Genomic DNA, 21,502 nt, shown 5'->3' with positions numbered 1-21,502 from the left:
GAAAATGCGATGAAAAAGGATGGTAAATCCCTGAGTTATAAGTATCTGAAGAGCAAGAGCCTACTAAGAATAACCCTAGAAAGCAAGGCTCGATGGGGGCTCTTGTTCATCTCCATGCTGCTTGTATGTACGTTAATGCCGCACACAGCCAGTACTTATGCAAGTGGAGGGCAGGTAGAGGGAGGAATTGCCGATATTCATGCTGCGAAGGAGCTTAAGGCTCAGAGACAGTGGTCTTATGTAGCCAATACTGTAACAGAAGATACAACATCGCCTTCTCCTCTAGCCTCTAAGCGCAAGAAATGGGCTATCATTATTGATGATTTCGGCAACGACATGAAAGGGACGAAGGAGATGCTTGATCTACCTGTTCCAATCACGGTTGCGGTCATGCCCTTTCTTCCTACGACCAAGCGTGATGCTACCGATGCCCATCGTAGAGGCCATGAGGTCATTGTACATCTTCCGATGGAGCCCAACAAAGGAAGGCCCGAGTGGTTGGGGCCAGGGGCCATTACCTCAGGACTGACTGATGCAGAGGTACGTGAGCGTGTGCAGAAGGCCATCGCGGACGTCCCCTTCGCTGTAGGGATGAATAACCATATGGGCTCAAAAATCACATCGGACAAGCGGATCATGTCCATCGTGCTGGATGTATGCAAGGAGCGTGGAATGTTTTTTGTGGATAGCCGTACTAACTACAGATCCGTTGTTCCCGAGCTTGCTGCTACGAAGGGCCTGCCGCCTGTTCGTAACGATATTTTCCTCGATCACAAGTATGATCGTAACCATATCTTCTCGCAGATGAACGTTGTATCAGATTGGTTCCGGGAGCATGACACCTGTGTCACGATTGGACATGTTGGGCTATCGGGTCTGCATACGTCAGCGGCTATCCGTTCCTCGCTCCCCAAGCTTCAGCAGCAAGCCGACATTGTGGGACTGAGCTCCTTGATCAGCGATGTATGGTATTGGAGACCTGATCCTACCATGCCGACAAATAATGAGTAATGCCATCCGCGATGGAATCGGCAATAGCCTTCTGACCTGCCGTCGATTGAAGTAGGCGTCGATCCTGCTCGTTGCTTATGAATCCCGTCTCTACGATCACGGCAGGCTGTTTGATGTGATTGAGTAAAAAGAAGGCTTTGCCGCTCACAGAAAGCCGTGAGGTCCCATGCAGCTGATTCAAGGCCTGCTGGATACAATCAGCCAAGAGGTAGCTATGTCCTTCTTGCTGATACAGAACGATAGGGCCCTGACGATCCGAACGCTTGCTCCAGTTGGCATGTAGACTGACGACCAGGACGGTGGGCAGCTCCTCTGTCAAGCTCTTGCGCTGAGCGAGATCCTTGCGGTGTCTGGAGGATTTCATCCAGTGATTGTGCTCACTGAGGGCATAGTCCCCGTCCCGGTTCAATACGGCTGCATATCCGCTACTGTGTAATAAAAGATACAGCTTACGTGCGATGGTCAGATTGATTTCCTTCTCAAGCACACCATGATGGCTGGTTCCCCCGTCAATTCCTCCATGACCGGCATCAATGATAATGACAGGACTTGTGAAGATCGGGTGGTGTGGCACGTCCTCTTGTGTTATTTCTTGCGGGAGAGGGGTGGAAGAAGCATCAACGCGTAAAGCTGTCGATCCTGTGAAGCTGCTGCCTGTCAGTGAAGGGAGCAGTGTGAACATCAGTGCACCGATAACTGATTTCATCAGAAATGTGGGCATCTTGGGTGATCCTCCTGAAAGATGGACGTATTTGCCATTAGGATGTGTAGCACAGAGGATAATATACGCAGTGGTCTTGTGGCAGCCCATCATGCCAACGATCATGCAGCTAAAACACAATTTTCATTTCCATATAGGGGTAGGAATGGCCCCGTTATTATGGATTGAAGTCTGGATGGGTCTTAATTACGTTTACATGTGTGCCTTCCTGTACATGCTATAGATAGGGTCCTTTTACACAGGACAGAGATTCATACTAAGCATCTAAGCACATGAAGGAGGAATAATCATGGCTTCCAGTAGCGATCTGGTCAAATACATTACGGAGCAGGTTGTGCAATACATGAGCACCCCACGTTCAGAGCGGCGCGAGCGCAGACATGGCAGGGAGCAGTGGCGGACTCGCTGGTTCGGCATGCTGCCCTTCTCCATACACATGTGGCTACGTTCGGCACGCAGAAGGGAATGACAGTTCCCTTTGATAACAGCCAAAAGGTTCATGAAGCCAGGTTTATGAAGCCTCTTCTTTTCACGTCTCGGAAATTCGTGGAAGGGGGAGGTTTTTTGCGCTGACAATCACTTGGTGGACTAGCCTTCGAGCATAGTTTGTATCCCTTTATATGTGATTTAAGGATTGCTCTTTAAAATAAATGACATTTAGTCGATATATGCTTATAAAGGAAAGGGGGTAGGTCTCAAAGACTATTTATTTGTATGTGATTTCAATAATTTTAAGAAAAAAGACCTGATTTTTAGACTGGAAAGAGATGTACATACATTTTTTTGGGGGGTTATGACACGTGAAGGGCCTATCTATTAGTCGTAAATTATTATTAGGTTTTCTAAGTGTGCTCGTGCTGTTGGCTGCTGTTGTAGCAATTTCTTATACTCAATTTCTTTCTCTGAAGCAGACATTTACTGAGGTTGTAGAGAACCGTACAACCAAGTTACTACAAATCAAGGACATGATGATTAATTCCAAGACTCAGCAGGTTACGATTCGAACCTATGTGATCGGAGCGAACGAGGAAGGAGAACAGCAGTTCAACACGCTTTACAAAGAGTATCAGACGATCAGTGCAGAACTTCGGAAAACAATCAAAGAACAAGACATGATTGACCTTCTTGGCCATGCTGATCAGGTAGGTGCGGATTATTACAGCTTCGGTCAGGAGATCATTGCACTCAGTAAGCAGGACAACACCGATGAGATTAGGGCTCAGCTACAGACTAGAGGTCCCGAGCTGATTACTGATTTTTTGAACACAATCACCGCTATGGAAGACTTCCAGCAGAAGGCGCTGGATAAAGCAATCGTAGACTCGAATACTACAATTAGTACCGTTCTTCGGAACATTCTGATTATTGGTATCGTAGCTGTTCTTCTTGGTACAGGTATTGCATTGCTGATCGGCAGACTCATTTCCAGACCGATTATCGCAGTATCCAAGGCAGCTACCCGCATTGCCGAGGGGGATCTGACAGGTGAAGCTGTTGTCGTTCGCAATCAGGATGAGACAGGTGAGCTGGCCAAGGCCTTCAATGCGATGACAGATAACCTGCGCAGTCTGGTTCATCAGGTAGCTAGCAACGCTTCAATGGTGGCAGCTTCCTCCGAGGAGCTGACAGCGAGCACGCAGCAGACGTCAGCAGCTACAGAGCAGGTTGCAACAACCATGGATAGTATCGCCTCTGGTATGGATACGCAGGTACATATGGTTAATGAGAGCTTCCAGTCTGTGAATCAATTATCGGTAGGCTTCCAGCAGATTAAAGACAATACCCAAAGTATGACAGAGCAGGCCGCAGGCGCTTCGACGATGACTGTGTCAGGTGCAGCGTCCGTACAATCGGCTGTGGAGCAGATGCAATCCATCCATCAGACAGTCAATGGTCTGGCTTCCGTCATTGATGAACTTAGTACTCACTCCCAGGCGATTGGTCAAATGGTTACGAGCATTTCGGAAATTTCAGCACAGACGAATCTCTTGTCTCTCAATGCTGCGATCGAAGCGGCAAGAGCAGGTGAGCATGGAAGGGGCTTCCAGGTTGTTGCATCAGAGGTCCGCAAGCTCTCTGATCAATCCGCCCGTTCGGCGGATGAGATTGTGAAGCTCGTGGCGGCCATTGATAAAGGTATGGAGCATGCCTCGAAATCCATGAGTGAGGTAACAGCGGAGGTGCAGGAAGGTATTCTTCTTGTGAATAAATCCGGCGAAGCCTTTGAAGAAATCCGTGAGGCTGTCAGCAGCTCTGCATTGAAGACGCAGGAAGTCTACAGCGCTGTTGATACCATGTCTTCTGGATTGGAACAAATTAATGCGAACATGAAGACGATTACTGAGGTTACTGAAAGTGCGGCGGCTGGCACCGAAGAGGTGAGCGCTACGGCGGAAGAGCAACTGTCGGCGATGGAGCAGATCTCCGCAGCGTCCACAGATCTGGCGAGCATGGCAGAGGAGCTGCAGCAGGCCATCAATCGTTTCAAGGTGTAAACATAACAGGCTTATTTAACGACACATATAAGCATCCTGAGTCATACAAATATCTTGATAACGTGCTGATATTATAAGTTATTCCATAGGTGCATAACTTTTTTCTAGCCAAACCTGCTCAAAGTTATGTACGATGTCTTCATCCTTGATTTGTTGCAGGTAAGACAAAATGGTGTATAATAAGAATTCTAAATAACGACCTAAAGGCTACTAGATGATCGGTGACGATCCGCTAGCAGCCTTTTTAGTGTACAGTTCTTAAGCTTGAAGCTGGAATTATTGCAGTATCAGGACGGACGTGATGAGTTGAGCTATATAGGTGAAGGTGCTAGGCTTTTTGTAGTGCAGCTCAGAAAAAAATGTCTGAGAATTATCTTGTTGATCTCTTGATCTCTTGATCTGTTTGATCTATTGTCTATTTCTCTATTGGAGTTCTATGGGCCTGCAGATAGCCTTGTAGCTTGTCCTGTAAGCTGACCTGTAAACGTATAAAAGCTGCCTGCCTCCAGTAGTCGCGAAGCGGGTACATAGCGTATAGCCTCACTGCTACCGGTCACCCGAACATATGTAGCTGTGTGTGCGTCTGGCGCAGGTACAGTCTTCCAGCGCTGCAAGCCGCTCAAGGTAAGTGGTCCGCCATAAGCGTAGTTTGCCCCTGTAGCACTATAGACCAGTGGAGAAGAGGCTAATGCTTGCTCCAGCTGCTGATGGTTACGGATTGGCAGAGGCTTGGAGGTCAGCCAGCCCAGATGCTCATAAGGGGATAAATCTGCTGTAGCGGTAGAGAGCGCTGCATCGGCAGCATCGGTCAGAGGACTAGCCAATTCCATTGAAGCAGCCCTGCTCTCAGGCCCTACCTTTGAAGCTGGAGAAAGCTCATTGGCCTTCAAGGGCAGCTCCTCCCCAGTGAAGGCATCTATATAGAGAAGCTCGTCATGGCTACCGGAGCGGACTGCCCAATAGGCTGTCATGGGAGCCGTATAGTAGGCTTGAATGGCGGATTGCTCTCTGGGAGCAATGCCGCGCTCAGGCTCAGCAATGGCGATCCGCTCCAGAGCATGCTCCAGCGTATTCATACTGTAGGGAATCTGGTCCCCTGCGCCATATTCGTTCAGTAGGTATGTGCCATCCTGCTGCTGGGTGAAAATCATGTAACCAATCACTCTATTCTTCTGATTCACGTGTACGAGCCAGCTATGTGTACCAGGCCCCAGTGGGTAGAATTGAAGCTGCCCCGCAGCCCAATCCTCGAAGGCAGCCTGCTTCCCAAGCGTACGTACTGCGGCTTCAGCAGCGCGCATGACGATGCTTGGTGCAGCTTGATATACCCCTGTATCTGGAGCTTTTACAGGAGGGGGAGCCGAGATAACAGGCTGTATATCTTGTATAGCAGAGCCTTGAAGCTCTGCTGCGGAGTCAGCTGCAGCCTTATTGATCATTGAAGACATCGGATGGAGCAATGACAGGCCGATCAATGCGGCTGTCAGAATGCCCACGCTTTTACGAAATGCTGAATGGTTCATACGTTCCCTCACCTCTTCTGCAGGACAGGTATCGAACAAGAGTGCTTGTCCCTACACGTCTAGCATAATATGATCCTGCCAAAAAGACTGCCGCAACCTGTCGGTGTCTCTCTAGCAGGATATGCCGCAGTCCGCTGTCGATATTCCTCTTTTTGGAAGATGATAGTCCCCAGCTTATAGCATATATAGGCGAATCGTGAGTAGCCTTGACCAGATTTTGTGCAGCTTTTGTGCAGTGGGGAGGTAATCGTCGTTATCTTAGATGAAAGAGACCGCAATTCATGACAGATACCACGACCTTAGGCTCGTACTGCCATTGCATCTCCTCCCTGCGGGCCTGAAACTGTTCGCGGATGGTGGTCTGACGCTCTTCATCCTGTCCTTTCAATAGATCTTCGTAATATAGATCCACGACGCTCAGCTCCTCGGCAAGCCGTTCTCTGGCCTGATCGGCCCAGGAATAGTCGCGATGCTGGATCTGGCGTAGCACATGCTGCTCCAGGGCACGAGTCGCCTCCTGTATACTCAGCTTGGCTGTCTGCACATGCATGTTGCCTGCCATCTGCGGACTTAACTGCTTGCGGTTCAGCAATTTACCGAAATCCTGCTGAATCTGGCCGCTGCGCAAGGAAATGCCGAGAAAATGCAGCTCCTCTCGCTTGAGATCGCAGGTGAATTCGACCTTGAAGCATGCGCCAAGCCAGCTCTCATACATAACGGGTGTACGCGCATTGAGCTGTCGCTGGAGTGGAAGCTCGAAGAGATTCACATATCGGCCCCCGTCCTTGGCAGCTGCGAAGATCTGCTGCAGTCTGCGGCTGCCATAGATAACATCCTCACGCAGGATTCGATTAGGCCCCAACTGCGGCATAGGAGGAAGCGCCCCCATATACCTGGAGAGGAGTGAGTTATTTGAGTTGTCCTCGCCAGCACTACCGTTCATCTGGGTTGGGTTGATGGACCCGCTCGGGGTTTCGGGCTTGCCCGAATGTCTAAATGCTTCTTTAGCCACCAGCTCTTCATCGTAGGCAGCTTTGTCAAATACGAAGGTGAATGACATCGTCTCAGCTGGAACTCCCGTCCGTTCAACATAGCCCCAATAGTAAGGGCGGTTCGTTAAGGCTTTGTCTGCTTCAGGCGACAGCTTGACCGTCACATGGCAGGGTGATTTCTCAATAATGGTGCTTCCAGTCGCCTCCAGATAGGTCATAACGAATTGCTGTACTTGTTCGGTAGTCATGCTCATGAATGGGCTCCTCCCTGAGTCCTTTCCTGTGTGCCCAACTCCTGGCGGATGGATTCCAAGGAATGACCAAGTGTATGCACCTTACTGCGAATCTCCTCGTCCGATTTCGATTCCAGCATAATTTTGAATAGACTCTTCTCAATGTTCTCCTGCTGTTCATAACGCTCCAGAATAACGTCCAGGCCGCCGATGACCATCTCGAACATGTTGATCTTCTCGTGCAGCAGGTTCAAGATATGCTCCTCAATGGTGCCTTGGGTAGACAGGTTATAGATTTGGACGTCATTCTGCTGACCAAGCCGGTGTACTCTTCCGATCCGCTGCTCTACACGCATGGGATTCCATGGAAGATCGAAGTTAATCATGTGATGACAAAATTGCAGATTGATGCCCTCGCCGCCGGCTTCTGTTGCAATCATCACCTGCACCTTGCCCCGGAACAGATCCATCATCCAGTCCTTGCGTCCCCGATTCATCCCGCCACGATAAGGAACAGCAGTGAGGCCACGTTCACGGAAGTAATTCAGAAGGTATTCCTGTGTGGCCCTGTATTCCGTAAAGACGATGACTTTCTCATTCATGTTCCGTACAAGCTCCATCGTCTTCTCGGCTTTGGTATTAGCTTTAATCGCTTTGATGGCGGCGACGAGCTCCCAGATCCGGTCACGAACCGGCGAATCTGGTGCCAGCTTCTTCGCCAGATTCACCAGTGTTACGAACACGGCGTCCCGGCTACTGCATACCTCGCGCTGCAGGGTCACCATGGATAGCATGCTGCTGAGACTGCCGCCAGATGCCTCGTATTGATCCTTCACAAAGGAGGTCACACCTTCATAGAGCGCACGTTCATCCGCTGAGAGCTGAAGATTGATATTGGATACATTACGCTTGGTGAATTGGACGGGCCCCTCACCACGTCTGTTGCGGATCATGACCTTGGACAGCTCCTCCTTGAGCTGGTCCTCATTCTTCGGTACACGCTTGTCGACGACAAAGTTGGCTGCAAAATCCCCCTGACGCCCCAACTGTCCTGGCTTCAGTAGGGTGATCAGGTTAAACAGCTCTGACAGATCGTTTTGGACCGGTGTCGCCGTCAATAGCAGGCAGTACTTTTTGCGCAGCTTGGTGATGAACTGGTAGTTGGTGGTCTTCTTGTTCTTCAGCTTATGGGCTTCATCAATAATGACCAGATCATAATCGGTATCGAGCAGTATATCGCGATGGGGCTCGCGCTTGGCTGTGTCGATGGAAGCCACAACCACATCGGAATACCAGGTATGGGCTTTCTTCTGGGCGACTGCAGTAATACCGAACTTACTGTTCAGCTCCCGTACCCACTGCAGGACAAGTGAGGCGGGGACGAGAATCAATATTTTGGAAGCCAGGCCGCGAAGCATATATTCCTTTAGAATCATGCCAGCTTCTATCGTTTTGCCGAGTCCTACCTCATCAGCCAGAATCGCGCGCCCGGACATATTGAACAGAACTTTGCGGGCTGTATCCAACTGATGGGGGAGCGGGGTCAGGTCCTGAAGGTGCTTCAAGCATTGCAGCTCATCGAAGCTCGGAATCAGATTTGCTTGCTCGGCCTGCATGGTAAGCCTGAACAAATCCCAGTCTCCCCAAGGTCCTCCTTTGCGAACACGCTGATCCAGCTCTTCTGCCCAGTCACGGTCGAATTGTACCGGTACCGGCAGCTGGGGGACATCCTGTGTTGTCGACGAATGATGCGGATTCACGAACCATCCCTCCCTCTGCTGTCACTTTTTCGAACTAGGCGGGCAGTTCGGGCTCTGGTCGTCGATCCCGATGACATAGCCGCTAGTCGGATATATGAGTATATTTGTAGTATGGGCGTTAGGCAGGAGATTCATAACCTAAAGTATGTCATTCCATCAGAATGAAACGATGAAAGAAGGGTCGTACATAGTTGAATGGTGAGGATGTATACAGAGGAAAGAAAGGCATGTACACAGATGAAAGAAAAGTATGGAGTCAAATGCAAGGAAGCGATGTGCTCCAAGGAAGATGGATCGGGAGCCAGACGAAACGAATGTAACGGCAATAGAAAAGCATTGGTTATTCGTAGCAGAGAAGAAGTGGTTGAGTGATGGATGGCAGAAGGTCATTAGAAGGTGAGCAGAAGATGAGGAAGAGCTAGAAGAGCAGTGATCCTGAATATGCAGGCGGGAGAAAAAACGAAAAAAAGAGAATGAGTCCGAAAATGATGGGTATTCGTCATGAGATAGAGGAAGAAGACGAAAATTCACAAAATCGAAATGATTTAATCCATATATAGTATAGTATAATATGTTTCGCACACAATATATTGTGATATTACATAAAGGAACGTCTAACGACACTGTTCACAGAAGACAGGCTACGTTTAGCTGATGCTTTCTTGCGATAATCGAATGGTCAGCTCCGCTGAAAATTTATAACTTCTATTATCCTGGAAGAAGCACGCTTTAGCTGTCATATTATCAGTTCTTATTTTAGAGATCATCTGAAATTTATACAGGAGGTTGTTATCATTGACTACCACTCACCATTCCCAGCGCCTGACCGGACTTAGCGAGAAGATCTTCCTTGATCGTTATGCATGGAAGGATGCCGATACCAATCACGCTAAGGTCGGAGATGTCGTGCTGGTCTTGACGAAGGATGATCCTAAGTTCCCGACCAAGGAGGTCGGTGAGATTGTCAGCCGCGAAGGCCGCAAGGTTATTGTGAAGACACGCACGGGACAACTGGTCGAATCCGATGTGGAGAAGCTGACCTTGAACATCGAGAAGACGCCAGAGGAAATGTGGGATCGTCTCGCTGGAGCCATGGCTTCTGTAGAGAGTACGCCAGAGCTACAGCAGGAATGGAAGACCAAGTTCCGCACCATCCTGGATGACTGGAAGCTGGTACCTGGAGGTCGAATTGCCGCAGGCGCCGGGGCCAGCGATGAGCTGACGCTGTTCAACTGTTATGTTATCCCTTCACCTAAGGATAGCCGTGGCGGTATTATGCAGACTTTGTCCGAGATGACTGAGATCATGGCCCGTGGTGGTGGCGTAGGCATTAATCTGTCTTCTTTGCGGCCTCGTCGAGCAGTAGTTAAAGGTGTGAACGGCTCGTCTAGTGGAGCTGTGTCCTGGGGTGGTCTGTTTAGTTATACGACTGGATTGATTGAGCAAGGTGGAAGTCGCCGTGGTGCCTTGATGCTAATGATCAATGACTGGCATCCGGATGTGCTGGATTTCATTACCGTGAAGCAGACTATGGGACAAGTTACTAATGCCAATCTCTCGGTCTGTGTCAGCAATAGCTTCATGAAGGCCGTGAAGGAGGATCTGGACTGGGAGCTGGCGTTCCCTGATACGAACGAGCCTGATTATAACGAGGTATGGGATGGTGATCTGGAGCAGTGGAAGGCCAGTGGGCGTAAGGTCATTCCATATCGCACCGTCAAGGCGCGTGAAATCTGGCATACCATCATCGAATCCGCTTGGAAGTCCGCCGAGCCAGGGGTCGTATTCATGGAATACTACAATCAGATGTCCAACAGCTGGTATTTCAATCCGATTATCTGTACTAATCCATGCGCCGAACAGGGGCTTCCAGCTTGGGGAGTTTGCAACCTCTCAGCCATCAATCTGTCCAAGTTCTATGACGAGGAGCAGCAGGATGTGGCATGGGAGGATCTGGCTACCACAACCCGCTACTCGGTACGCTTTTTGGATAACGTTATTGATAAGACACCATATCATTTTCCAGAAAATGAACAGAACCAGAAGCTTGAGCGTCGTGTAGGACTTGGCACGATGGGCTTGGCTGAGCTGATGATCAAGCTCAAGATCCGCTACGGTAGCCCCGAATCATTGGAGTTCCTGGACAAGTTGTATGGCTTCATTGCGCGGGAGGCGTATCTGGCCTCTGCTGATATTGCTGAAGAGAAAGGTTCCTTCCAGGCCTTTGATGCAGAGAAATATCTGCAAAGCGGCTTCATGAAGAATATGACGGAGATCTATCCTGAGATCCGTGCGGCTGTGACGGAAAAGGGCATACGCAATGTGACGGTCATTACACAAGCGCCGACAGGCAGCACAGGCACCATGGTAGGTACGTCCACCGGAATTGAGCCTTACTTCGCGTTCAAGTACTTCCGGCAGAGCCGCCTCGGCTTCGACGAGCAATTCGTACCGATTGCACAGGAATGGCTGGATGCACATCCGGGTGAGTCGTTGCCAGATTACTTCATCACCGCGATGGATCTGTCTGCGGAGGATCATATCCGCGCTCAGGCAGCCATCCAGCGCTGGGTAGATAGCTCGATCTCCAAGACAGCCAATTGCCCGGCTGACTTCACCGTAGAAGAGACCAAGAGACTGTATGAGCTGGCGTTCGATCTGGGCTGCAAAGGGGTAACCATCTACCGGGATGGAAGCCGGGATGTGCAGGTACTGTCGACTGGCAAGAAGGACGAAGACACCAAGGATGCCCCTGTGAAGGAGACACCTGGAGCTGAGGCAGCACAGGAGGCGCAGGCTAATACTATTGGTGAAGCAGATGCTACTGTCATCTCTGGAGCAGCGGAAGCGAGTGAACAAAATAAAGCGGCTGCTTCTTCAACTGTGCAAGCGAGCTCGACTACATCGGCAACCATTGGAGCACAAGGCAGGGTCGTGGACAAGCAGTACAAGAGCCGTCCACAGGTGCTACGCGGAGCGACCTACAAGATTAATACTCCGTTCGGGATGGCATACATTACGATTAATGATCTGAACGGCATTCCTGCCGAAATCTTCCTGAATGTCGGTAAGGCAGGCTCGGATGTATTCGCCATGGCTGAGGCGCTTGGCCGAGTATGCTCCTTGTTCTTGCGTTATGGAGATCATGGTCAGAAGGTAGAGCTGCTAGTGAAGCATCTGAAGGGAATTGGCGGTTCGGGCGCCATTGGCTTCGGTGTGAACCGCGTAGAGTCTATTGCCGATGCGGTGGCCAAGGCACTGGAGACGCATGTGCAAGCTAACGCTATAGATGCACACGGATTGGAAGTGGCTCCGATTGCTGCTACGCTCGACGTAGAGACTCCGAATGGGGAGCCTGCACAGTTGAAGGCGAATTCCGCGGGACAGCACGTCCATTCTGCGGATAGTCATGCCACTGATGCTGCTGGCAAGCATGGTACAACGGAAAAAGGTGCCTACCCAGCAAGCCTTACAGCGACGGCCTCCAGAGATCTATGTCCATCCTGCGGATCGGCTTCGCTTATGAATGTAGAGGGCTGCAAAACGTGTAGTAATTGCGGGTATAGCCGCTGTTCTTGAGGGCTCGTGAGCATGGCAGAAATAGGCCTGATGTGATTTTTATTTGACGGATTGTCAAGCCAAGTGCGACAGTTCCTCTGAAAAGGATTCGTGAGCGGTTCTCCAGTCCAGACATTTACGTGGTCTGTGATTGATCAAGCGTAGAGCGGTCTCCAGCGCTTCATCCGTGATTTGGGGGAAATCGGTCCCCTTGGGGAAAAACTCTCGCAAGAGGCCGTTGGCATTCTCATTCGAGCCGCGTTGCCAGAAGGAATACGGATCTGCGAAATGCACCTGTACGCCATGAGTAGCTTCCAAGCTGGCGTAACAGGCAAACTCCTTGCCACGGTCTGCGGTAGCGGTTTGAAATGCATGGGTAGGATACTGTGAGGCCGCTACACTAAAGGCAATCTCCATGAACAACGCGGTACGGTCTGGCATCCGAATGGCAGTGTACAAGCGGGTTTTGCGTTCGATAAACATGGCCAAGCAGCCCTTGCTTTTCCCACGACCCGAGACCACCGTATCCAGTTCCCAATGGCCGAAGGTCTCCCGGGAACGAACCTCTTTCGGACGCTGAGTGGTGGAGGATTTCTAGCTTGCTACGTTCGATTATGCTAAGATGTGTGTAGCTCATGGTGGATTCTCCTTGTGTGAATGTGGTGTAGGAACCTTCATTCTACACGAATCCGGCCATGGGCTCTTTGGTATATTTATTTCCAGTAGGTGTCGCACTTCATATTACAATCCGTCATATAAATAGAGGAAGTGGCATTTGCTACGCCATCTCCCTTCCAGTATCCAGCAGGTTGCATCCTAAAAAAGATATACTCAAAAAATGCTTCTTCAAAAATCCAGCTTCTAATTCTTCGATGCAGGGCGTCCAAGACGCTCAGAGAAGGCAGCCATAAATTTACGCGTGACAAAGCGACTGCTATTGGCGACCCAGTAATTACCAACACCATCTACTACATAGCTACGATTTTTCTCAAGTCCACGAAAAGCGGTCCTTACAACGGACTGAGGAGTACCCTTAACGGCTCCTGGCACTTTGCAGCAAGCTCTCTTGCGTATGCCTCTCCTATACCAGATGAAGCACCTGTAACCAGTGCTACTTTCCCTTTGTAATTGACCATTGATACGACCTCCTGATTTATAAAAATTCGGAAAACTTCGTTAGATGATATTAGAAAATATTTTCTAATATTAGAATAAATATTGAAGGTGATATTGTCAACAGTATAGAAAATTTATTCTTTTTTTAAGTTTTCCTCATAAAAATTAATAGAAATAAACGATTTTATACTGATTTAAATAGAATAAAAATTCTATTATTGACATTATATTTTTTCAAAAATATAATCGAACGGAATATATTTTCCGCAAAGGGAGGGGTAAACATGGGTAAGCGAGAGGATATTAGGGTTGCAACGCTGGACTTGATCATTGAAGAGGGCATACAGTCCGTTACTTTTCCGAAAATCTTCAAACGAGCCAATGTCGGCTCCAGCACCTTCTATAATTATTATAATAATAAAGAAGAGCTGGTTAATGAGCTTTATAAAAGTGTACTCATGCACATGGGCGAGGTGATCATGACCGACTATGATCCTCATCTTACTATCTATGAACGAACCAAAGGCATTCTAAGACATATGGTGAATTATGGACTAAACTTCCCCAAAGAAATTCTGTTTCTGGAGGGATACAGCGATTCTCCATACATCAATGAAGAAGTGAGAAATATGATGAATCCTGCCATGATTGAGATTTTTGCCATTATCGAAGAAGGTCAGAGACAGGGCATCATCAGCGAAATGGATCCAATGTTTTGCTGCCATCTCATCAAAGGCATGGTTGCTACTTCGATAAGAGGATATTTGGGAGGGAAATATCCATTTGGTGAGGAGCAGATTCGGCAGACATTGGATGCGTGTTGGAGAGCCATTAAAGTTTAGGCCAGCAGATCTCCTCATGCAATACAAATGACAATAGAATCATCAAGAACTCGAAAATGAAACAGCGACAGTCTAGGACTTTATTCTCTCGTCCATGATGGTCGCTGTTTTATGAGGTGAAAATATTATTTATAACTTTACTTTTCCTTAGCTCAAATTGCTGTTATCCCTGTTCTTCTGTTGCCTCCTTAGCTTCCATTGAGTAACAACCATATAGAGTGAAGGCACAACAAACAGAGTCAGAATGGTCGAGAACATCAGACCGAAGATAATAGTTGTCGCCAAAGGCTTAAAAAAAGAATATCACCTATCGTGGCAATCGGTACCATACCAACGATTGCTGTCAAGGAAGTAAGGATAACAGGTCGGAATCGCGCCATAGTTGCCATCAGGATGGCTTCCTTCAAGTCCGTCCCGTCGCGTCTCGCTTCCTCAATAAATTCAATAAGAACGATGCCGTTACGAACAACAATCCCCGCAAGTGATATAATTCCCATGATGCTCATGAAGCTCATGAAGCCAATGGGCATTCCAGTTATGGAATGACTTCAAAATTATTAATGTATTTTACGCTATATCTGATATCATCAGGTTTGTTTTTCAAAGGAGCAGTGTATATTTGCCCAAGCCATCCTGGAAGTAAGCGGATACAGAACTCAGACATACGCTGACCCCCGTTTACATTCATTTGCACAAATTCGGATTCATCAATGACTAAGTGTGATTCGATGTGGTCATCGTAAAAAGAAAACATCAAATCAAAACAACCATCAGGTAATACCATTATTGTAACTTCAAGCACCTCAGATTTATATTGATAAATTTCCAGTACCTTACCGTAAAGCAACTTATCATGTTCATCTACAATATAAGAGTGCGTATAAAATTTTTGTTCAAAGTGGGGCCTTATATTCATACAAACCCAATATATACTGCGAAATTTGCTTTTTATCATTTGAAATGAAAAATCACAGTTGCACTGTGTAATGTTAGAATTAACAGTAAATGTATTAATATTCATTTTTTACACAGGGGAAAGGGATGATGTTTCACTTACACCCAAACCGTGCACCATTCTTGATGGTGCAAAGCTGCGTCGTTCTCATCGGCAACGGTATGAAACAGGCCAAGGAAGATCGCCTGATGCTTGGAGTCAAGGAGATCCTTCAGGAATCTAAAAAGTTTTAAATTATAATTAAATCTTTAGACATTTGTCAGTAATATAGCCGTTATGATTAGCGATTTCTGAGATTGCTTCTGCTTGCCCATTCATCTATTCTTTATCTGCGACTGAACTTTAATGATGATTCAATTCTCCATGAATCCTAAGTTAATATTCTGAAACCTCTAGCCACCGACTTCCGAGTGTATGTCTGTTATTCTGAGCTCTCTGTAATCACACTTGTTTGCTTTTTATTGTTTAGCAAAGCAGAAACTATTAAACCTATGCAGGCAAAAACAACGATTCCTATAAACGCATAACGCATACCATGCACTTGAGCTTCGCCTACACTCTCCATTTCCCCCAACCCCACCGCTTGATTAGAAATTTTGGTATAAATCGAAATTAACAAAGCTGTACCGATAGACCCACCGACTTGACGAAAGGTGTTAATCATGGCAGTGCCGTGTTTAATTAGACCATCGGATAATGAGTTCAACCCCGCTGTAGTCATTGGCATCATTATCATGGATATTCCAACCATCATAAGCGCATAAAACAGGATAATGACCCAAAGAGAAGTATTGAATTGTACAGTGACAAACGGAACAACTGCACAAGTAATTAACAAAAATCCGACGACTCCTAAATATTTCCCACCAACCTTATCATATATTCGCCCGGCTATCATTGATACGATTCCATTAGCGATCGCACCTGGCAGAAGTAATAAACCTGAACTCAGCGGAGACATCCCCCTTACATTTTGGATATACAGGGGAAGTAATGTTTGTGGCCCCATTAAGCAAATGAATGAAATAACAACGGCGATTGTGGAGAATACGAAAGATGGAGATTTAAATACTCTAAATTCAAGCATAGGCTTGTCTAACTTCAATGCTCGATGAATAAGCAACGATAATCCAATCAACCCTGAAATAATCCATAACAAAATGTTTAACATACTAGCCGACCCCGCAATACTAATTCCATACAGTAACGCCCCGAATCCAACCGTAGAAAATGTAACCGAGCGCAAATCAAGCTTTTGCTGTTTGTTAACTTCTGATACATTTTTTAAATAGACGATAGTCAGCAACAGTACAATTGTTGCTATAGGAAGCACCATTAAGAAAATGTACCGCCAAGACCACTGGGCAAGAATCAATCCTGACAGCGTTGGCCCTATTGCAGGGGCAAAGGCTATGACAAGCCCAACTAAACCCATCGCAGCTCCCCGCTTCTCTTTAGGGAATATTGCAAAGAATACAGTTTGCATAAGAGGCATAGTAATGCCGGCACCGCAGGCTTGAATAATCCTTGCAATCAGAAGCAAGATGAAATTATGTGATACCGCCGCTAACAACGTTCCAGTAATAAAAAAGATCATGGCCGTAATCATTAATGATCTAGTGGTATACTTCCCAATAAAGAACGCAGTAACTGGGATTAATATACCATTTGTCATCATGTAGGAAGTGTTAAGCCATTGGGCTGTACTTGCACTAATTTGGAAATCGTTTATTATCTGAGGTAAAGCCGTAAACAAAACCGTCTGATTTAAAATTGTCACAAAAGCCCCCACTAAAAAAATGAAAACAATTAAATTACGATTGTAGGTTATCTTTTTCATCTTATACTCCTCTTTTAAACTTAATACGAATATGAAACTCTCCATGAAAATCAACCTAAAACAATGAGTTTAAGGTTTCTTATACTGAGGGAATAAGCTATAGTATGTTTCAGAATGCAATATACTGAGCCTCGTAATATTGAGCCAGCTCAGTATATTGCCACATTACATCTTACTAATTTTATTGTCAAGGAGGCATCTTTTTGTCAACTAATCATTCGAACGAGGCTGTAGAAGTTGTTGATTTATTGATTCGAGCCAATCGGTATGTTCAACAAGAGTACCAAGTCCAGCTCGAATCTTTAAAGTTACCTTTTCAACTCTCGGGAGCTCGCTTGAGACTTTTACTCAGAGTGTGGCATGCAGAGAAGATTCGCATGACGGAACTTGCGAGCAAATTAGGTGTAAAACCAAGGACTGTGACTGAACTGGTAGATGCATTAGAACGTGAAGGTTTAATTTTTCGTATGCCAGACCCTAAAGACCGGCGTGCTGTCATTTTACAACTAACCAACGAGGCTTTTGATCAGGTGAACCGCGTAAGAATCGTGCAGAAAGAGATTTCTGAAAATTTGTTACAAAATTTTTCGGAAGAGCAACGGACAAAACTCATTGAGTTGTTAAGCATATTTTTTGAGGGTAAAGAATTTGAATCTATATTTTAGCTAATTCTACATGTGCTTTTCGGTGATATATTCGCTCACCCCTTGTCTATTTCCGCTAATTGTCGCACTTCATTTGACAATCTGTCATATAAATATAACGGTCATGCATTAAATATTTGGCCAACGGATACCCTCAATATAAGGCATGAAGGGGTCAGTAGCTCTTATATCTGTTATAGTAACAAGGATTTACATACGGAAGAATCAAAGCCGGGGGGAGGGTCCACCGGCTTTCTTCTTTCGCGCCATGCTTGGTCAAGCTGTGTATCACTGGTCATGGGGAAGTCAAATTGGGATAAGAAGCGGGTAGCCTAATGGTTGTTATAATGTATAATACAATAAAGATTTTGTTAGGAGGAGTACATCATGAAGCTGCTGATCATAGATGACGAAGAAAGAACGAGAGAAATGCTATCCAAGCATATCGCATGGGGGGAATTAGGTATTCATGAGGTGAAGACGGCACGCAATGGTCTGGTTGCTCTGGAGTTATGCCAGAGCTTTCGCCCTGACATCGTGCTCTGTGATATCCGGATGCCGAAGATGGATGGTATAGAGTTCGCGAAACAACTCCGTGAAGGTGATCTTTCATGCAAGCTGCTGTTCATGAGTGGATTCTCGGATAAAGAGTACTTGATGTCGGCGATCCGGCTGAATGCACTTGACTATATTGAGAAGCCGATTAATCTTGACAAGGTCCGGGAGGCCGTTCGAGATGCAGTGGAAGCTAGGAAAAAGGAAGAAAAGAAACGCCTGGAGGAACGCCAGCTACAGGATGCCTATGATGAAGGTTTGCCTTATCTGAGACAGGAGATGGTTCGTAAGCTGATTAAGGTTCCTGATTCGCTCCATGTACAGAAGGCTCTGGAAAGCAGAGAGACTTTTCTTCTGCCTCCGGAAGGAGTGTACACTGTGGTTGCATCAGCTTTGTACTGGCAGCCGTTGCAGCATCCCGAAGATCCAAAGCAGTTGCAGGAGGCGCTGTTGCGGAAGCTGAGCCTGAATAGCGCGCTTGCTTCACTGCAAGGCATTTGCGGGTTTGATTCACGGCAATTTTTAATCTTTATTCTGCCAGAAGCTTTCGGGAGCAGCTATCGAGAACAACGCAATGTGCTAGAAGAGCTTTATGCAGAGGTGGCCGGGATCATAGGGAGAGATATCCGTTTCTATATGGGGGTCGGAGATTCGAGCAAAGAACGAATGCAGATTCCATATTCGTATAAGACTGCTCTTGATGCTTGCAGCCTGCATTATTACAGCGAAGGCAGCAGGCTAATTTTTGCTAGTGAACTTGGCGGCAACGGGGAACTGAGTACAGATTGGGATACGGTACGCAGTTTGCGAAGATTTCTAAAACAGGAAGAGCTGGAAGACGCCCGTAGCCTTATTGTGAATTGGACCAAGCATGCAAGGGCAGTATGTGATTTGGATATTGTCCGACTCAAGGACTCCTACTTCCAGTTCTTGTTGGTCATTCTTGATGTAGCAGTTCAGTTAGGATTTACAGATACGGACGAGGATACCGAACGGCGATACATCTGGAAGGAGATTGACCGTGTTCCCGATCTGGCAAGCATGGAGGAATATATTCTCTCTTTCCTGGACTTGTTCCAATTACCTATGGAGACAGAAGGTTCTAACTCTAAAATGAGGGATATATTGCAATACATTCACAAACATTTTTATGAAAAGGGTTTCTCGATTCCGGAAATCGCCAATCATGTGGGGTTGAATGAGACTTATCTGTGCTCCTTGTTCAAGAAGCAGAGAGGAAGTACTGTCAAGGAATATATCTCCTCACTGCGAGTGGAGAAAGCCAAGGAATTGCTGCTGGCCAAGGAGCTGAAGCTATATGAGGTAGCAGACCGAACCGGCTTCACGGATGCCAACTACTTTACAACCTTTTTTAAAAAATATGTAGGCTGCACGCCTTCGGAATACCGGGAAAGGATGGCTAAATGAAACGGAAGTTCCGGATATCGTTCGCTGATTATAGTATCCGTTATAAACTATTCGCTTCCTATATGTTGGTTATCATTATTCCATTGGTCCTGCTACTATTCCTGCATCTGTACTTAACAGCAAATGAAACGGAGAAACAGGCGCTATACTCAGCTAGGAAAATGTTGGAGGAGACCAGTTCCTACCTGCAGTATCGTTCAGAAATGGTCAAAGAAGTACTGAACTTGATTGCCTTCAATGAGACGGTTCAGGACTTGGTCTCCGAAGACCCAAAACGGTATGAGGATGTTAATCTCTGGGGGATGGATGCCAACAAGCTAGCCCGGGTGGTGGGACAGTTCCGCTTCAATTCAGATATTGAGACGGTTCAGCTCTATATGAGACAGGGGCTTGCATCAGTCACTGAGAGTACCGACTATTTGAGCATGGAGAAGACGGAGCACAGTCTCTGGTATAAGAACTTCATCACCTCCCATTCTGTCCTCAGCTGGTTGCCTTCTTCTGGCTTCGATCAGGAAAAAGGTAGCAATACAGTATCAATCCTGCGCGTTATTCCGAATGCGCACAACATACAGGAGATTGACGGCATTGTGCGCGCTCAGATCTCACAGAGCACATTGATTTCTGTACTGGAACATGCCATGGCAACTCCATCTACCTCAGTGGCCCTATTCAATGACCGCGGTGATATTCTCAGCACCTCAGACAATTTTATGTATACCACCAAGGAGTTTATGGACTTACTATCGCAGGTTCCGAACGATGGGGAAATGGACAACACCTGGTCAGACAGTCTGGAGTTCGATGGACAGCGAATTCTACTCGGACTGCAGGCCATCCCTGAGACAGATATGAGTGTTGCGATGATTGTACCCTACTCCGACATTTTGAAATCGAGCAATAATATGCGCAATCGGCTGATTTTCATCTTTTTACTGATCATTCCGCTCACCTTCGTTTTGTCCTTCATCGTTGCTGGTTCGGCAAGCAAACGCCTGCGGCAGCTTATTCGGCATGTGCGCAAGGTCAAGAACGGCAATTTCCGCATTGCTCCGCTTCCAGCCAATCAGGATGAGATCGGTGAACTGACCAGTAATTTTAATGCGATGGTAGAGAACGTATCGCGGTTGATGGACGAGACCTACACACTGGGACGTGAAGTGAAAAATAAAGAGCTGAAGGCATTGCAGGCGCAAATTAACCCGCACTTTTTGTACAACACCCTGGATCTGATCAATGTTATGGCTATTGAATCCGGTAACGGAGAAATATCCAAGGTGGTGGATCGGCTGGCGTTATTCTACCGTTTAAGCTTATCGAATGGCAGAGAAACTGTTACATTGGAGAGCGAACTTAGGCATACGGAATCCTATGTGTCGATCCAGAATATGCGATTCAATAATGCAATCACACTAATCCTGAAGGTTCCACCGGAACTGCTAGGTTGTGAAGTACCCAAAATCATGCTTCAGCCTCTGATCGAGAATGCGATCTTGCATGGAATTTTGGAGCAGGATTCCGAGAAGGGAGAGATCCAAGTATCCGCTATAGAGGAGAAGGGCGATTTGCTCGTGGAAGTCAGTGATGACGGTGTTGGTATGGAAAAAGAGGTGTTGGAGAATGTGCTAACTAGGGCAATGAGCAAAGGCACGGGCGGCTTTGGCATCTGGAATACTCATGAGCGGATTCAGTTGAATTATGGGCCTCAGTACGGATTGTCATTCACCAGCCTTCTTGGCAAAGGAACCACTGTACACATACGTATCCCAAAATCTAAATAAAAGTAAGCGCTAACAAAGGATTTAAAAGAAAATCCAAACTTTCACCCG

At 46.9% G+C, this 21,502-nt stretch carries 15 protein-coding genes and 2 pseudogenes; 8 read left to right on the top strand and 9 right to left on the bottom strand.

Going from position 1 to position 21,502, the window contains the following annotated elements:
- Window positions 1–9: 9 nt before the first annotated feature.
- Window positions 10–1,011, top strand: a complete 1,002-nt coding sequence (locus D328_RS29240; RefSeq protein WP_018885866.1) for a divergent polysaccharide deacetylase family protein — start codon at window positions 10–12, stop codon at window positions 1,009–1,011.
- On the opposite strand, the gene D328_RS0115135 is transcribed toward D328_RS29240, so the two are convergent.
- On the bottom strand, window positions 986–1,732 hold the full coding sequence (locus tag D328_RS0115135; protein ID WP_018885865.1) for an N-acetylmuramoyl-L-alanine amidase family protein: 747 nt from the start codon (window positions 1,730–1,732) through the stop codon (window positions 986–988). The two genes, D328_RS29240 and D328_RS0115135, sit on opposite strands and share 26 nt — an antisense overlap.
- Window positions 1,733–2,021: 289 nt before the next feature.
- Between D328_RS0115135 and D328_RS0115130 the strand changes: the two genes are divergently transcribed.
- Both D328_RS0115130 and D328_RS0115125 read left to right on the top strand, forming a co-directional pair.
- Window positions 2,022–2,201 carry a YqzE family protein gene (locus tag D328_RS0115130; protein WP_018885864.1) on the top strand — a complete coding sequence of 60 codons (180 nt, stop codon included), beginning with the start codon at window positions 2,022–2,024 and terminating at the stop codon, window positions 2,199–2,201.
- Between the two features lie 331 nt (window positions 2,202–2,532).
- Window positions 2,533–4,227, top strand: coding sequence for a methyl-accepting chemotaxis protein (locus D328_RS0115125; RefSeq protein ID WP_018885863.1), 1,695 nt, complete (start codon window positions 2,533–2,535; stop codon window positions 4,225–4,227).
- A gap of 434 nt (window positions 4,228–4,661) precedes the next feature.
- Here D328_RS0115125 and D328_RS0115120 read toward each other — a convergent pair whose 3' ends face one another.
- From D328_RS0115120 to D328_RS0115110, 3 genes are all read right to left on the bottom strand, one after another.
- On the bottom strand, window positions 4,662–5,750 hold the full coding sequence (locus D328_RS0115120) for a hypothetical protein (RefSeq protein WP_018885862.1): 1,089 nt from the start codon (window positions 5,748–5,750) through the stop codon (window positions 4,662–4,664).
- Between the two features lie 253 nt (window positions 5,751–6,003).
- Window positions 6,004–6,996: a YqhG family protein gene (locus D328_RS0115115; RefSeq protein WP_018885861.1), complete on the bottom strand. Its 993-nt coding sequence runs from the start codon at window positions 6,994–6,996 to the stop codon at window positions 6,004–6,006.
- Window positions 6,993–8,735 carry a DEAD/DEAH box helicase gene (locus D328_RS0115110; protein ID WP_018885860.1) on the bottom strand — a complete coding sequence of 581 codons (1,743 nt, stop codon included), beginning with the start codon at window positions 8,733–8,735 and terminating at the stop codon, window positions 6,993–6,995. Before D328_RS0115110 ends, D328_RS0115115 begins: the two co-directional genes overlap by 4 nt.
- Before the next feature lie 795 nt (window positions 8,736–9,530).
- Here D328_RS0115110 and D328_RS0115100 point away from each other — a divergent pair.
- A complete protein-coding gene (locus D328_RS0115100) occupies window positions 9,531–12,314 on the top strand; it encodes an adenosylcobalamin-dependent ribonucleoside-diphosphate reductase (protein WP_018885858.1) in 2,784 nt (927 codons plus the stop codon).
- 54 nt (window positions 12,315–12,368) lie between these two features.
- Here D328_RS0115100 and D328_RS29235 read toward each other — a convergent pair.
- Both D328_RS29235 and D328_RS31775 read right to left on the bottom strand, forming a co-directional pair.
- Window positions 12,369–12,881 (bottom strand): annotated as a pseudogene (locus D328_RS29235) (IS30 family transposase); the annotation flags it as partial.
- Between the two features lie 422 nt (window positions 12,882–13,303).
- The gene (locus tag D328_RS31775; protein WP_018885856.1) at window positions 13,304–13,429 is read right to left on the bottom strand and encodes a hypothetical protein; all 126 of its coding nucleotides are present in this window, start codon (window positions 13,427–13,429) and stop codon (window positions 13,304–13,306) included.
- A gap of 264 nt (window positions 13,430–13,693) precedes the next feature.
- Here D328_RS31775 and D328_RS0115085 point away from each other — a divergent pair, with 264 nt between their 5' ends.
- Entirely contained in the window at window positions 13,694–14,251 is a 558-nt protein-coding gene (locus tag D328_RS0115085) for a TetR/AcrR family transcriptional regulator (protein ID WP_018885855.1), read from the top strand.
- A 147-nt stretch (window positions 14,252–14,398) separates the two neighbouring features.
- On the opposite strand, the pseudogene D328_RS0115080 reads toward D328_RS0115085, so the two are convergent.
- The 3 genes and pseudogenes from D328_RS0115080 to D328_RS0115065 all read right to left on the bottom strand — a co-directional run.
- Window positions 14,399–14,790, bottom strand: a pseudogene (locus D328_RS0115080) (efflux RND transporter permease subunit); the annotation flags it as partial.
- Complete coding sequence (locus D328_RS0115075; protein WP_154659105.1) at window positions 14,787–15,206, bottom strand: hypothetical protein; 420 nt, start codon at window positions 15,204–15,206, stop codon at window positions 14,787–14,789. The pseudogene D328_RS0115080 and the gene D328_RS0115075, both read right to left, overlap by 4 nt.
- A 421-nt stretch (window positions 15,207–15,627) precedes the next feature.
- Entirely contained in the window at window positions 15,628–17,046 is a 1,419-nt protein-coding gene (locus D328_RS0115065; RefSeq protein WP_018885852.1) for an MDR family MFS transporter, read from the bottom strand.
- Window positions 17,047–17,249: 203 nt separating this feature from the next.
- Between D328_RS0115065 and D328_RS29230 the strand changes: the two genes are divergently transcribed.
- The 3 genes from D328_RS29230 (at window position 17,250) to D328_RS0115050 (ending at window position 21,454) form a co-directional block, all read left to right on the top strand.
- Window positions 17,250–17,711, top strand: a complete 462-nt coding sequence (locus tag D328_RS29230) for a MarR family winged helix-turn-helix transcriptional regulator (RefSeq protein ID WP_018885851.1) — start codon at window positions 17,250–17,252, stop codon at window positions 17,709–17,711.
- Window positions 17,712–18,077: 366 nt separating this feature from the next.
- Window positions 18,078–19,673 (top strand): response regulator, encoded by a 1,596-nt coding sequence (locus D328_RS0115055; protein ID WP_018885850.1) that lies wholly within the window; start codon window positions 18,078–18,080, stop codon window positions 19,671–19,673.
- Entirely contained in the window at window positions 19,670–21,454 is a 1,785-nt protein-coding gene (locus D328_RS0115050) for a sensor histidine kinase (protein WP_018885849.1), read from the top strand. The genes D328_RS0115055 and D328_RS0115050 overlap by 4 nt, the downstream gene beginning before the upstream one ends.
- The last annotated feature ends 48 nt before the right edge of the window (window positions 21,455–21,502 follow it).

This window comes from Paenibacillus massiliensis 2301065 = DSM 16942 (genome assembly GCF_000377505.1).
In the GTDB taxonomy this organism is placed as follows: domain Bacteria; phylum Bacillota; class Bacilli; order Paenibacillales; family Paenibacillaceae; genus Paenibacillus; species Paenibacillus massiliensis.
The sequence above is the reverse complement of the archived record's forward strand: the minus strand, read 5'-3'. Positions and strand labels throughout refer to the sequence as shown.